This window comes from Achromobacter denitrificans NBRC 15125 (assembly GCF_001571365.1).
GTDB classification, from domain to species: Bacteria; Pseudomonadota; Gammaproteobacteria; order Burkholderiales; family Burkholderiaceae_B; genus Achromobacter; species Achromobacter denitrificans.
Map to the genome: position 1 here is coordinate 434,267 of NZ_BCTQ01000001.1, position 12,895 is coordinate 447,161.

The window sequence follows — 12,895 nt, forward strand, 5'->3', positions numbered from 1 at the left end:
GCGCTGGATACCTGAGTTCTTACCTAGGAACTGCCGCGCTCCACCCATCCTACGGGTTCACATCTTCACCACATCCACGCCCTTGGGCGCGACGAACTGGAATTCGGAGGCCGGCAGCTGCGGGTTGGCGGCGATGCCGGACAGGTCCACGCGGGTGGTCTGGCCGAACGAGTCCAGCAATTCCACGCGCACGGGCAGGTTGTCCTTCATGCCGATGTCCACGCGCGAGAAACCCGCGTCGGCGGTGCGCGGCTTGGCGCGCAGCCAATCGATCCCGTCCTTGGACGGCAGGGCCGAGACATCGAACGATTGCTCCAGCGAGCCCGAACCGAACAGGATGGCGGCCGGCGACGTGCCGATCGCGGCGTCCACCTTGCGCTCCGTCACCTGGGCCAGATCCGGGTCGAACTGGAACACCTTGCGGCCGTCGGAGATGACGAGCTGCTCATAAGGCCTTTGCACCGCCCACTTGAACTTGCCCGGACGCTGGAACGAAAACACGCCGGTCTGGGCGGGCTGCGTGCGGCCCTGGTTGTTCACCGTGTATTGCGAGAACGAGCCGGTGGCGGCCGTGACCGTGGCGACGAAGGCGCGCAATTGCTCCTGCGCGCTGGCGGCCAGCGCCACGGCGGGCGCGAGGGTCAAGGCCGCGACCGCGGCCAGTCGGCGTAACGTCTTCATCAGGCTTCCTCTCGGGCGGCCGCTGCGGGAACCAGGATCTCGCGGTTGCCATTGGACTGCATCGCCGACACGATACCCGATTGCTCCATCTGTTCCAGTAACCGCGCCGCACGGTTGTAACCAATCCGCAGATGGCGCTGCACCAGGGAAATCGAGGCCCGGCGGTGCTTGAGCACCACCTCGCAGGCCTGGTCGTACATCGGGTCGGATTCGGCGTCGCCGCCGATGCCGGTGACGCTGCTGGCGCCTTCGGCATCGCCGTCCAGGCCGCCTTCCAGCAGGCCTTCGATGTAGTTGGGCTCGCCCTGCGCCTTCAGGCTCTCCACCACGCGGTGCACTTCATCATCGTTCACGAAGGCGCCGTGCACCCGCACCGGCAGGCCGGTGCCGGGCGGCATGTAGAGCATGTCGCCCTGGCCCAGCAGGGTTTCCGCGCCCATCTGGTCGAGAATGGTGCGCGAGTCGATCTTGGACGACACCTGGAACGCGATCCGGGTGGGGATGTTGGCCTTGATCAGGCCGGTGATCACGTCCACGCTGGGGCGCTGGGTGGCGAGGATCAGGTGGATGCCGGCGGCACGCGCCTTCTGCGCGAGGCGGGCGATCAGCTCTTCGATCTTCTTGCCCACCACCATCATCAAGTCGGCCAGCTCGTCGATGACCACGACGATGGTGGGCAGCGGCGCCAGGGGTTCCGGCTCGTCGGGGGTGAGCGAGAAGGGATTCGGGATCGGCTCCTCGCGCTTGATGGCCTCGCGGATCTTGGTGTTGTAGCCGGCCAGGTTGCGCACGCCCATCTTGCTCATCAGGCGGTAGCGCTTTTCCATTTCGCCCACGCACCAGTTCAGCGCGTTGGACGCGTGGCGCATGTCGGTGACGACCGGCGCCAGCAAGTGCGGAATGCCCTCGTAGACGCTCATTTCCAGCATCTTCGGGTCGATCAGGATCAGGCGCGTGTGCGAGGCGTCGGCCTTGTACAGCAGCGACAGGATCATGGCGTTGATCCCCACCGACTTGCCCGAGCCGGTCGTGCCCGCCACCAGCAGGTGGGGCATCTTGGCCAGGTCGGCCACCACGGGATTGCCCGCGATGTCCTTGCCCAGCGCCATCGTCACGACGGAATGGCTGGCGTGGTAGGTCTGCGAGCCCAGGATTTCCGACAGGCGCACCATCTGGCGGCGCGGGTTCGGCAGTTCCAGGCCCATCAGGTTCTTGCCGGGAATGGTTTCCACCACGCGGATGCTGACCAGGCTGAGCGCCCGGGCCAGGTCCTTGGCCAGGTTGACGATCTGGCTGCCCTTGACGCCGGTGGCCGGCTCGATTTCGTAACGCGTGATGACCGGCCCGGCCTGCGCCGCCACCACGGTGACGGACACGCCGAAGTCGGCCAGCTTCTTTTCGATCAGGCGCGAGGTGAATTCGATGGTTTCGGCCGATACGGTTTCCTGGTTGGCCAGCGGCGGATCCAGCAGGCTGATGGCCGGCAGGTCTCCCTCGGCGCCGGGAGCGGGCGCGAAGAACAGCGACTGCTGCTTTTCCTTTTCGACGCGTTCGGACTTGGGCACGACGGTGATCGCCGGTTCGATCCGGACCGGCTGCTCGTGGACCAGCTTTTCCTGCTTGGCCACGACCTGCTCGGTACGCACGGCCTTGGCCACCTCGCCGACCTTGCGGTCCTCGCGCGCGGCGTAGGAATTGCGGACACGGCGCACCAGGCCCTCCAGCCACGACCCCACGCGCTCGGCGACGGACAGCCACGAGAACGAGAAGAACAGGCTCAGGCCGATGGCCAGCATGACCAGGAAGGCCAGCGTGCTGCCGGTGAAGCCGATGCTGCGGCCGATCAGGTCGGCCAGGGTCTGGCCGATGACGCCGCCCGCCCCGCTGGTGGTTTCGGACGCGCCCGGCAGGTGCGTGCCGCGGCTGGCCAGGCGCAGGGCTTCCATGCCCAGCGAGCCGATCAGCAGCAGGAAGAAGCCGATGCCTTCTTCCCAGTGGACGCGCGGCAACACTTCCGGTTGCTTACTATTGGTAACGCGCAAATGGCTGGCGAGGCGCCGGTAGCCCGCGCGCACCCGGTGCAGCAGCAGGACCACCCACCACCAGGCGGAAAAGCCGAACAGATAGAGCAGGATGTCCGCCAGATAGGCGCCCAGGGTCCCGCCGCGGTTGTGAATGGCGCCGGCGGGGACGGAGTGCGACCAGCCTGGGTCGGACGGGCTCCAGGTGGCGAGCACCAGGGTGAGCCACGCCGCCAGGGCGGCGAAGAGGATCCAGCGGGCCTCGCGCAGCAACGCGGACAGACGCGTCTGCAGGGGCGAAGGCCCATTTCGGGTATTGCGCGAGGCGCGCGGAGAAGCAGTCGAGATACGCGGCATGCGGCTCATTATAATTGGGCGTTAACCTAAAGATACCCGCCCATGTCCACGCCTACGCACGCTAAAGTTTTGATACTCGGTTCCGGCCCCGCCGGTTACACGGCGGCCGTCTATGCGGCACGCGCCAATCTGAGCCCTGTTCTTGTTACAGGTCTGGCCCAAGGCGGCCAGCTCATGACCACCACGGATGTCGACAATTGGCCGGCGGACGCGGACGGCGTGCAGGGCCCGGACCTGATGCAGCGCTTCCAGAAGCACGCGGAGCGCTTCAACACCGAAATGCTCTTCGACCACATCGCCAAGGTGGACCTGTCCAAGCGGCCGTTCACGCTGACGGGCGACACCGGCAAGGTCTATACCTGCGACGCCCTGATCATCGCCACCGGCGCCTCGGCCAAGTACCTCGGCCTGCCCTCGGAGCAGTCCTTCATGGGGCGCGGCGTGTCGGGCTGCGCCACCTGCGACGGCTTCTTCTACCGCAACCAGGACGTGGTCGTGGTGGGCGGCGGCAACACCGCCGTCGAAGAAGCCCTGTACCTCTCCAACATCTGCCGCAAGGTCACCCTGATCCACCGCCGCGACAAGTTCCGCGCGGAACCCATCCTGGTCGACAAGCTCATGAGCAAGGTCGAGAACGGCAATATGGAACTGAAGCTGTTCCATACGCTGGAAGAAGTGCTGGGCGACGACAGCGGGGTCACCGGCGTGCGCGTACGCCACGTGGACACCGGCGCTACCGAGGACATGGCCGCCACCGGCGCGTTCATCGCCATCGGGCACCAGCCCAACACCGAAATCTTCCAGGGCCAGCTCGAAATGAAGGATGGCTACATCGTCACCAAGAGCGGCCTGTCGGGCATGGCGACCATGACGTCCGTCCCGGGCGTGTTCGCCGCCGGCGACGTGCAGGACCACGTCTACCGCCAGGCCATCACCAGCGCCGGCACGGGCTGCATGGCCGCGCTGGACGCACAACGGTGGCTGGAGAATGCGGGGCAATAAGGTCGGCCTGGCCGACCTGAAACGCCTGAAGAAAGACCTCCAGGAGGAGCGCGAGCGCGCCGCCCTCGCCCCGCCGCGGGCGACGGCGGCCGCGGCGGCCAGGAGCGAATCCACCCCGGAGGACGCGCTGGCCGCGTTCAAGCGCTCGACGCAATCGGTCACGCCGCTCAAATCGTCCGCCCGCGTGGAGCACAAGCCGGTCGCGCAGCCCGCGCCCGCGTTGCGCCGCGCCAACGCGCTGGGAGAAACGCCCTCGCGCGCCGACGCCGGGGTCTCCGACGGCGGCGAGATCACCCATCTGCTGTCCGAGGGCGGCACCGCCTTCGTGCGCGGCGACGCCGCCCCCGACACCGCCCGCAATCTTCGCCGCGGCCAATGGCGGGCCGGCGCCGAACTGGACCTGCACGGCCTGCGCGTCGAGCAGGCCCGCCACGCCCTGCTGTCCTTCCTGGACGAATGCCTGGAACACGGCATCCGCTGCATCCGCGTGGTGCACGGCAAGGGCTACGGCTCGCAAGGGCTGGAGCCGGTGCTCAAGGACAAGGCGCGCACCTGGCTGGTGCAGAAGAACGACGTGCTGGCGTTTTCGGAAGCCCCGGAACGCGAAGGCGGCGCGGGAGCGCTGCTGGTGCTGCTGCGGCAATCGGAAGGAACCCGCAAATGAAATGGCTTTATCTGGGCGTGGCCATCGTCGCCGAGATCTTCGCGACGAGCGCGCTCAAGGGATCCGAGGGTTTCACCCGCCTGATGCCGTCCATCGTTACGGTGTTCGGCTATCTGATCTCGTTCTATTTCCTGTCGCTGACGCTGCGCGAGATCCCCGTGGGCATCGCCTACGCCATCTGGTCCGGCGTCGGCATCGTGCTGATCTCCATCGTGGGCGCGGTGCTCTTCAAGCAGCACCTGGACACGCCCGCCATGATCGGCATCGGCCTCATCATCGCCGGCGTGGTGGTGATGAACGTGTTTTCGAAATCGGTCGCGCACTGAGGCGCCGCTAGGCGTTTTCGCCTTGCGGCCGCGCCGCGCCCGGGCTGCGCAAGTAATCCACCAGCGCCAGCGTCGCCCGGTCCGGCGGCGGCGTCAGCAGCGACACCACGATGATGGTCAGGAAAGCCACCGGCGCGCCGAACACGCCTGCCGCGATCGGCTGGATGCCCCACCACAGATCCACCGGCTGGGCGCGCGAGACGCCCAGCACCCATTCGCGCAGCCATGGATGCGTGTGCGTCATGTAGGCGAACGTCACCGCCAGCCCCGCCGCCATCCCCAGGGTCGCTCCCCATTTATTGGCGCGCCGCCAGAACACCCCCATGACCAGCGCCGGGAAGAACGAGGACGCCGCGAAGGAGAATGCGGCCGACACCATGAAGAGGATGTCGGCGGGCTTGCGCGCCGCCACCCAGGCCGCGCCGAACGCCACCACCAGCAGCAGTATCTTGGACACCATCACGCGGCGCGCGGCCGACATGCGCGGCGACACCATCCGGTACCACATGTCGTGCGACAGGGAGTTGGACAGGGTCAGCAGCAGGCCGTCGGCGGTGGACAGCGCGGCGGCCAGCCCGCCCGCGGCGACCAGGCCGGAAATCACGTAGGGCAGCCCGCCGATCTCCGGCATGGCCAGCACCACCACGTCGGCGCCCATGCTGATCTCGCTGAGCTGCACGATGCCGTCGCGATTGACGTCGGTGACGTCCAGCAGGTTGGTGTCGACCGCGCTCCAGGCGTGCACCCAGTTGGGCAGGCTCAGGAAGCTGGACCCCACCACCTGCGTGTAGACCTCGTACTTCACCAGCAGGGCCAGCGCGGGCGCCATGAAATACAGCAGCAGGATGAACAGCAGCGACCAGCATACCGAGCGCCGCGCCTCGATGACGGACGGCGTGGTGTATGAGCGCATGAGGATGTGCGGCATGCCCGCCGTGCCCAGCATCAGGCAGAGCACCAGCGCCAGGAAATTGATCCGCATGTTGCGGCGTTCCTCGGGGTCCTTGGCGGGGAAGGGCTCGGCATGCGGCGTGGGCGGGGCGGCGCGCGCCTCGAAAGACGCCTTGGCCTGCGACCACGCGATGCGCGCCTCTTCCACCCCGGCGGGGTAGCCGGCCAGCTCGCGCTCGGCCGAACGGATCTCCACCATGGGCGCGTCGTTGGCGTTCAGCTGGGCCAGCCGGCTGCGCAGCTTGTCCTTTTCCAAGGCCCAGGATTCGGGCAGGGCCGCCACCCGGCGCGCCATTTCATCGGCGTGCTGCTGCCACAGGCGGCGCACCTCGATTTCGGAAGGGTCGTTCTGCAGGTACACCTCTTTCTCGGTGACCTGCTGCAGCACGGCGCCGGCCGAGAGCTGCGGCACGGGCACGTGGGTGTGCTTGACCGACAGCCAGATCACCGGCACCAGGTAGGCGATGACCAGGATGATGTACTGGCCCACCTGGGTCCACGTCACGGCGCGCATGCCGCCCAGGAACGAACAGACCAGCATCCCCCCGAGCGCCACGAAGATGCCCAGCTCGAATGAAATACCCGTCATGCGCGTGGTGATGATGCCCACGCCGTAGATCTGCGCGACCAGGTAGGTGAAGGAACAGAGGATGGCGCAGGCCACGCCCGCCAGCCGCGGCATGTTGCCGCCGTAGCGCGCGCCCATGAAGTCGGGAATGGTGTATTGGCCGAAGCGGCGCAGATAGGGCGCCAGCAGCATCGCCACCAGCACGTAGCCGCCCGTCCAGCCCATGATGTAGGCGAGGCCGCCATAGCCGGTCAGGTACAGCGTGCCGGCCACGCCGATGAAGGAAGCCACCGACATCCAGTCGGCGGCGGTGGCCATGCCGTTGTAGATGGCCGGCACGCGGCGGCCGGCCACGTAGTATTCCACCTGGTCCGAGGTGCGGCAGACGATGCCGATGCCCGCGTACAGGCTGACCGTGACCAGCAGGAACACGTAGCCGATCCAGTTGCGCGGCATGCCCAGGATCTCGGCCAGCGCCAGCAGCAGGATCATCAGCGCGAAACCGGCCGTGTACAGCACGTAGATTCGGCGCAGCCGGACTCGGAATTCCTGGGGCGTGTCTCCGCTGAAAAACGGCATCAGCGGCTCTCCCCGGCGTCGTCGCGCTCATCGGCGCGATTCATGACCCGGGCGTAGATGGCAATGATGATGAGATAGGCCAGCGGCGCGCCGTAGGCGGCCATCCAGAACGCGAACGGCCAGTCCATGAAGTCGAAGGCCAGGCTGCGGGCGAAATACGAGGGAATGAATGTCAGCGAGGCCCAGGCGACGAGCAGCAGCAGGATCAGCCACAGGTTGCGGCGCCAATAAGGGGTGGGTGCGGGTCTGGGGTGTGAAAGGCGCGATTCCGGCATAACTAGGATGAGCGGGGCCCTACCTAAATATCGCGAAACGCGGCGCTTGAAAAGCCCCTGCGGAAGCAATGCCGGCTTTTTATGCGACAACGGCTGGCACTACCAGGTGCCAGCCGCTGTGCGTTTTGCTTTTTTTCTGGGTACTGCTTACTTTTTTTATGTACCGGTGCCGCCGGTATTTGCCCATGCAGGGCTTTGTCTCCTCACCTGCATGGGATGAGATTCTGCACCAGATGCGGGATCGTCACACTAGGGGAATGCCCTAAGAAGGAGCATTCATTTACATATTCCCTGCACCATATAAGTGCATTTTGGCCTGAAAGTTCTAAATATTGGGATTTTCCGGCTTACCGGGCCGGAATTCGTGTCCGCATCCGCCCCCCGCCCGCCCCCGACGGGGCGGCTCGCCGCAGCCGGGCATCGTCGGTGCCCGTATCCGGGCATGGCCCGCCGCGCGCCATTTTTTATATTTCCTTTATCCCCCCCTCCCAAAGCTATACCCCATTTTTACCCCCTGATCCGTAACCTGCCGGTGTCCTGATTGGTCGCTACGCCTGCCGGCGCGCATCCCTCTTTGCCGCGCAGGCCCGTCGTTCGTGGGAGCGCCGCTCCCGGGAGGAAAAACGTGGATGCCCTCTATATCGCCCTCTTCGCCGTCATGGCGGGGCTGACTTTCGCCCTGCTCCGGTTCTGCGAAGCCTTGTCTTCGGGAGAACAACCATGAGTTGGCTCTACTGGCTGAGCGGCCTGACGGCCGCGCTGCTATTCGTGTACCTGCTGGTCGCGCTGTTCAAACCGGAGAAATTCTGATGACCGCCCAATTCGTCGGATTGCTGGCCGTCTACCTCGCAGTCCTGCTCGCCATCGCGCCCCTGCTCGGGCGCTACATCCGTATCGCCGTGGAGGACGGGCAGTCGCGGCTGACCGCCTGGGGCCGCCCGCTGGAGCGCGGCATCTACCGGCTGGCGGGCATCGACCCGCGAGCCGAAATGGGCTGGAAGCGGTATGCCTCGGCCGTGCTGGCCTTCAACATCGTGGGAATCGCCGCGGTCTACGGCTTGCAGCGCGTCCAGGGCTGGCTGCCCCTGAACCCGGCCGGCCTGGGCGCGGTGTCGCCCGATTCGGCCCTGAATACCGCCATCAGCTTCGTCGCCAACACCAATTGGCAGGGCTACGCCGGCGAGTCGACGATGAGCTACCTGACGCAGATGCTGGCGCTGACGGTGCAGAACTTCGTGTCGGCCGCGACCGGCATCGCCGTGCTGTTCGCCCTGATCCGCGGCCTGTCGCGGCATTGCTCGGCCACGGTCGGCAACTTCTGGGCCGACATGGTCCGCAGCACGCTCTACGTGCTGCTGCCCCTGTCCCTGGCGTTGGCGCTCGCCCTGGTCAGCCAAGGGGTGATCCAGAACGTCAGCCCCTACCTGGAAGCCCAGACGATCGAGCCGGTGCACTACAGCCAGCCGCGCCTGGATGCCCGGGGCCAGCCCGTGCTGGACGCGCAGGGCCAGGCCGTCACGGACCCCGCCGTGGCCCGCGCGCAGGTGCTCGCCATGGGGCCGGTCGCCTCGCAGGAATCGATCAAGCTGCTGGGCACCAACGGCGGCGGCTTCTTCAACGCCAACTCGGCCCATCCCTACGAAAACCCGACCCCGCTGGCGAACTTCCTGGAGATGCTCGCGATTCTGGCGATCCCCGCCGCGCTGTGCTTCACCTTCGGCGAGATGGTGGGCAGCCGGCGCCAGGGAATCGCCATCCTGGCGGCCATGACCGTGCTGTTCGCGGGGTTCGCGCTGTCCACCGCCTATTTCGAGCAGCAGGCCAACCCCATGGTCGCGCAGGCGGGCGCCGAAGGCGGGATCTCGCCAGGCGGCAACATGGAAGGCAAGGAAACCCGCTTCGGCATCGCGGCGACCTCGCTCTTCGCGACCGTCACCACCGCGGCGTCCTGCGGCGCGGTGAACGGCATGCACGACTCGCTGAATCCGATGGGCGGCCTGTCGCCGATGCTGCTGATGCAGCTGGGCGAGGTGGTCTACGGCGGCGTGGGCTCCGGCCTGTACGGCATGCTGGCGTTCGCCATCCTGGGCGTTTTCATCGCCGGCCTCATGATCGGCCGCACCCCCGAGTACCTGGGCAAGAAGATCGAAGCCTACGACATGAAGATGGTTTCCATCGTCATCCTGGCGACGCCGCTGCTGGTGCTGGCCGGCACCGCGCTGGCCGTGTCGGTGCCGGCGGGCCAGGCGGGCGTGCTGAACCCGGGCATCCACGGTTTCTCCGAAATCCTGTATGCCCTGACCTCCGCCGCCAACAACAACGGCAGCGCCTTCGCCGGCCTGTCGGCCAACACGCCCTTCTACAACGTGCTGCTGGGCATCGCCATGTGGTTCGGCCGCTACGCCATCATCGTCGCCATCCTGGCGATGGCGGGCTCGCTGGCCGCCAAGCGCCGCCTTCCCGCCGGCCCGGGCAGCATGCCCACCACCGGCCCGCTCTTCGTGGTCCTGCTGATCGGCGCGGTGCTGATGGTGGGCGCCCTGACGTACGTGCCGGCGCTGGCCCTCGGCCCCGTCGCGGAGCACCTGCAATGAAGCCCACCCCCGTAGCGCGCTGCGCTCTAGGACTGAAAATGGCCAAGATCGAAACCTCTACTTCCGGCGTCGGAGGCGGCGCCGTTCGCGCCGCGTCGAGCGGCGCCCCTGAACGCGCGTTCGGCATGTGGTCGAGCGCCCTGGTCGGCCCGGCCCTGCTGGATAGCCTGCGCAAGCTATCGCCCGCCGCCCAGTTGAAGAACCCCGTGATGTTCGTCGTCTACGTGGGCAGCATCCTGACGACCGCGCTGTGGGTCATCGCGCTGCGCGGCGCCGCGGAAGCCCCCGCCGGGTTCATCCTGGCGATCAGCATCTGGCTGTGGTTCACGGTGCTGTTCGCCAACTTCGCCGAGGCCCTGGCCGAAGGCCGCGGCAAACAGCAGGCCGCCGCCCTGCGCGGCCTGCGCACCACCGTGGACGCCCGCCTGCTCAAGGGCTTCCGCGACGACGACGCCGGCCAAGCGCAGCCGGCCGACTGGCGCGGCCGGGCCGTCAGCCAGCCGTCGGGCCTGCTGCGCCGGGGCGACGTGGTGCTGGTCGAGGCGGGCGAGACCATCCCCGGCGACGGCCAGGTCCTGGCCGGCGTCGCCTCGGTGGACGAAAGCGCCATCACCGGCGAATCCGCGCCAGTGATCCGCGAATCCGGCGGCGACTTTTCGTCCGTCACCGGCGGCACCCGGGTGCTGTCCGACTGGATCTTCGTGCGCATCGCCGCCGATCCCGGCGAGAGCTTCCTGGACCGCATGATCGCCATGGTGGAAGGCGCCAAGCGCCAGAAGACCCCGAACGAGCTCGCCCTCACCATCCTGCTGGTGGGGCTGACGGTGGTGTTCCTGCTGGTCGTCGTGACCCTGATGCCGTTCTCGATCTACGCGGTGGCCGCCGCCGGCGGCGGCGCCGCGGTCACCGTGACCGTGCTGGTCGCCCTGCTCGTCTGCCTGATTCCCACCACCATCGGCGGTTTGCTGTCGGCCATCGGCGTGGCGGGCATGAGCCGCATGATGGGCGCCAACGTCATCGCCACCTCCGGCCGCGCCGTCGAAGCCGCCGGCGACGTGGACGTGCTGCTGTTGGACAAGACGGGCACCATCACCTTCGGCAACCGCCAGGCATCGGCCTTCCTGCCGGCGCCGGGCGTGTCGGCGCGCGAACTGGCCGACGCGGCCCGCCTCGCTTCGCTGGCCGACGAAACGCCCGAGGGCCGCAGCATCGTCGCCCTGGCCGACAAGACCCTGCACGCGCCGGCCGCGTCCCTGTCCGGCGCGGAGTTCGTGCCCTTCACCGCGCAGTCGCGCATGAGCGGCGTGAACGTGAACGGCCGGATGATCCGCAAGGGCGCGGTCGACGCCGTCCAGGCCTGGCTGGGCGTCCAGGATTCAACGGTGCCCGCGCAAGCGCTGCAGCTGGCCGAGGACGTGGCCCGCCGCGGCAGCACGCCGCTGATGGTCAGCGACGGCGGCCGCGCGCTCGGCGTGGTCGAACTGAAGGACATCGTCAAGCCCGGCATCCAGGCGCGCTTCGCCGAACTGCGCCGCATGGGCATCAAGACCGTGATGATCACGGGCGACAACAAGCTCACCGCCGCCTCCATCGCCGCCGAGGCGGGGGTCGACGATTTCCTGGCTCAAGCCACCCCGGAAGCCAAGCTCAAGCTCATCCGCGCCTACCAGGCAGAAGGCCGGCTGGTGGCGATGACGGGCGACGGCACCAATGATGCGCCCGCGCTCGCGCAGGCCGACGTGGCGGTGGCGATGAATTCGGGCACCCAGGCGGCCAAGGAGGCCGGCAACATGGTGGACCTGGACTCCAACCCCACCAAGCTCATCGAGATCGTCGAGATCGGCAAGCAGATGCTGATGACCCGGGGCGCGCTCACCACTTTCAGCGTGGCCAACGACGTGGCCAAGTACTTCGCCATCATCCCGGCCGCGTTCGCCACCGTCTATCCCCAGCTGAACGTGCTGAACGTGATGGGCCTGACCACGCCCTCCTCGGCCATCCTGTCGGCCGTGATCTTCAACGCGCTGATCATCGTCGTGCTGATTCCGCTTGCGCTCAAGGGCGTGCGCTACCGCCCGCTCGGCGCCTCGGTGCTGCTGCGCCGCAACCTGCTCATCTACGGCCTGGGCGGCCTGCTGGTGCCCTTCGCCGGCATCAAGCTGGTCGACATGGTGCTGGCCGCGCTGGGCTGGATCTAGCCCCTTTCGCTTCCACAAGGAACCCGTCATGAATCCCTCCGCTTCCTCGCCGCGCCAAGGCGGCATCCTGCGCCCGGCGCTCGTCGTCTTCGCCGCGCTGTCGCTGGTGACCGGCCTGGCCTATCCCTTCCTGACCTCCGGCATCGCGGCCGCCGTCTTCCCCCACGAGGCGGCCGGATCGCTCATCAAGCAGGGCGAGCGGCTCGTGGGCTCGGAACTGATCGGCCAGGAATTCAGTTCGCCCGGCTACTTCTGGGGCCGCCCCTCCGCCACCGCGCCCATGCCGTACAACGCGGCCGGCTCCGGCGGCTCGAACCTCGGTCCGCGCAACCCGGCGCTGGCCGAGGCCATCCAGGCCCGCATCGCCGCGCTGAAGGCGGCCGATCCCGGCAATCCGCTCCCCGTGCCCGCGGAGCTGCTGACCGCGTCCGGCAGCGGGCTGGATCCGCACATCAGCCCGGCCGCGGCGGCCTACCAGGCGGCGCGGGTCGCGCGCGCCCGCCAGCTGCCGCGCGAGCAGGTGGACGCCCTGATCCGGGCCCACACGGACACGCCCTGGCTGGGCCTGCTGGGCGACCCGACGGTCAACGTGCTGACGCTGAACCTGGCGCTGGACCAACTGCCCGCGGCGCGCTGATGTCGCGGCGTATAGTATTGCCAGCCGTTTCCTTCCACCTCT

Annotated in this window: 11 protein-coding genes; 7 read left to right on the forward strand and 4 right to left on the reverse strand. The window is 67.7% G+C overall.

The window, feature by feature from the left end; all coding sequences use genetic code 11:
* Positions 1–57: 57 nt before the first annotated feature.
* Positions 58–681: an outer membrane lipoprotein chaperone LolA gene (gene lolA, locus ADE01S_RS02020; protein ID WP_062679779.1), complete on the reverse strand. Its 624-nt coding sequence runs from the start codon at positions 679–681 to the stop codon at positions 58–60.
* A complete protein-coding gene (locus tag ADE01S_RS02025; protein WP_087881333.1) occupies positions 681–3,059 on the reverse strand; it encodes a DNA translocase FtsK in 2,379 nt (792 codons plus the stop codon). Before ADE01S_RS02025 ends, lolA begins: the two co-directional genes overlap by 1 nt.
* A 42-nt stretch (positions 3,060–3,101) precedes the next feature.
* Between ADE01S_RS02025 and trxB the strand changes: the two genes are divergently transcribed.
* The 3 genes from trxB to ADE01S_RS02040 are packed head-to-tail and all read left to right on the forward strand — an operon-like array spanning position 3,102 to position 5,051.
* On the forward strand, positions 3,102–4,061 hold the full coding sequence (gene trxB / locus ADE01S_RS02030) for a thioredoxin-disulfide reductase (protein WP_043543697.1): 960 nt from the start codon (positions 3,102–3,104) through the stop codon (positions 4,059–4,061).
* Positions 4,048–4,725 carry a Smr/MutS family protein gene (locus ADE01S_RS02035; protein WP_062679781.1) on the forward strand — a complete coding sequence of 226 codons (678 nt, stop codon included), beginning with the start codon at positions 4,048–4,050 and terminating at the stop codon, positions 4,723–4,725. Before trxB ends, ADE01S_RS02035 begins: the two co-directional genes overlap by 14 nt.
* The gene (locus ADE01S_RS02040) at positions 4,722–5,051 is read left to right on the forward strand and encodes a DMT family transporter (RefSeq protein WP_062679782.1); all 330 of its coding nucleotides are present in this window, start codon (positions 4,722–4,724) and stop codon (positions 5,049–5,051) included. Before ADE01S_RS02035 ends, ADE01S_RS02040 begins: the two co-directional genes overlap by 4 nt.
* Before the next feature lie 7 nt (positions 5,052–5,058).
* Here the strand turns inward: ADE01S_RS02040 and ADE01S_RS02045 are convergent, their stop codons facing one another.
* A complete protein-coding gene (locus tag ADE01S_RS02045; RefSeq protein ID WP_062679783.1) occupies positions 5,059–7,149 on the reverse strand; it encodes a sodium:solute symporter family protein in 2,091 nt (696 codons plus the stop codon).
* Positions 7,149–7,424 carry a DUF4212 domain-containing protein gene (locus ADE01S_RS02050; protein ID WP_062679784.1) on the reverse strand — a complete coding sequence of 92 codons (276 nt, stop codon included), beginning with the start codon at positions 7,422–7,424 and terminating at the stop codon, positions 7,149–7,151. The genes ADE01S_RS02045 and ADE01S_RS02050 overlap by 1 nt, the downstream gene beginning before the upstream one ends.
* A gap of 720 nt (positions 7,425–8,144) precedes the next feature.
* On the opposite strand from ADE01S_RS02050, the gene kdpF reads away from it, so the two are divergent.
* The 4 genes from kdpF to kdpC are packed head-to-tail and all read left to right on the forward strand — an operon-like array spanning position 8,145 to position 12,853.
* Positions 8,145–8,234: a K(+)-transporting ATPase subunit F gene (gene kdpF / locus ADE01S_RS02055; protein ID WP_035183859.1), complete on the forward strand. Its 90-nt coding sequence runs from the start codon at positions 8,145–8,147 to the stop codon at positions 8,232–8,234.
* The gene (kdpA, locus tag ADE01S_RS02060; RefSeq protein WP_062679785.1) at positions 8,234–10,018 is read left to right on the forward strand and encodes a potassium-transporting ATPase subunit KdpA; all 1,785 of its coding nucleotides are present in this window, start codon (positions 8,234–8,236) and stop codon (positions 10,016–10,018) included. Before kdpF ends, kdpA begins: the two co-directional genes overlap by 1 nt.
* A gap of 38 nt (positions 10,019–10,056) precedes the next feature.
* The gene (kdpB, locus tag ADE01S_RS02065) at positions 10,057–12,216 is read left to right on the forward strand and encodes a potassium-transporting ATPase subunit KdpB (protein WP_062679786.1); all 2,160 of its coding nucleotides are present in this window, start codon (positions 10,057–10,059) and stop codon (positions 12,214–12,216) included.
* A 28-nt stretch (positions 12,217–12,244) separates the two neighbouring features.
* Positions 12,245–12,853, forward strand: coding sequence for a potassium-transporting ATPase subunit KdpC (kdpC, locus tag ADE01S_RS02070; protein ID WP_062679787.1), 609 nt, complete (start codon positions 12,245–12,247; stop codon positions 12,851–12,853).
* Positions 12,854–12,895: the final 42 nt, after the last annotated feature.

What these genes read in the sequence shown, in the direction of transcription:
- lolA (WP_062679779.1), bottom strand. Translation starts at nt 681, where the DNA reads ATGAAGACGTTACGCCGACTGGCCGCGGTCGCGGCCTTGACCCTCGCG.
- ADE01S_RS02025 (WP_087881333.1), bottom strand. Translation starts at nt 3,059, where the DNA reads ATGCCGCGTATCTCGACTGCTTCTCCGCGCGCCTCGCGCAATACCCGA.
- trxB (WP_043543697.1), top strand. Translation starts at nt 3,102, where the DNA reads ATGTCCACGCCTACGCACGCTAAAGTTTTGATACTCGGTTCCGGCCCC.
- ADE01S_RS02035 (WP_062679781.1), top strand. Translation starts at nt 4,048, where the DNA reads ATGCGGGGCAATAAGGTCGGCCTGGCCGACCTGAAACGCCTGAAGAAA.
- ADE01S_RS02040 (WP_062679782.1), top strand. Translation starts at nt 4,722, where the DNA reads ATGAAATGGCTTTATCTGGGCGTGGCCATCGTCGCCGAGATCTTCGCG.
- ADE01S_RS02045 (WP_062679783.1), bottom strand. Translation starts at nt 7,149, where the DNA reads ATGCCGTTTTTCAGCGGAGACACGCCCCAGGAATTCCGAGTCCGGCTG.
- ADE01S_RS02050 (WP_062679784.1), bottom strand. Translation starts at nt 7,424, where the DNA reads ATGCCGGAATCGCGCCTTTCACACCCCAGACCCGCACCCACCCCTTAT.
- kdpF (WP_035183859.1), top strand. Translation starts at nt 8,145, where the DNA reads ATGAGTTGGCTCTACTGGCTGAGCGGCCTGACGGCCGCGCTGCTATTC.
- kdpA (WP_062679785.1), top strand. Translation starts at nt 8,234, where the DNA reads ATGACCGCCCAATTCGTCGGATTGCTGGCCGTCTACCTCGCAGTCCTG.
- kdpB (WP_062679786.1), top strand. Translation starts at nt 10,057, where the DNA reads ATGGCCAAGATCGAAACCTCTACTTCCGGCGTCGGAGGCGGCGCCGTT.
- kdpC (WP_062679787.1), top strand. Translation starts at nt 12,245, where the DNA reads ATGAATCCCTCCGCTTCCTCGCCGCGCCAAGGCGGCATCCTGCGCCCG.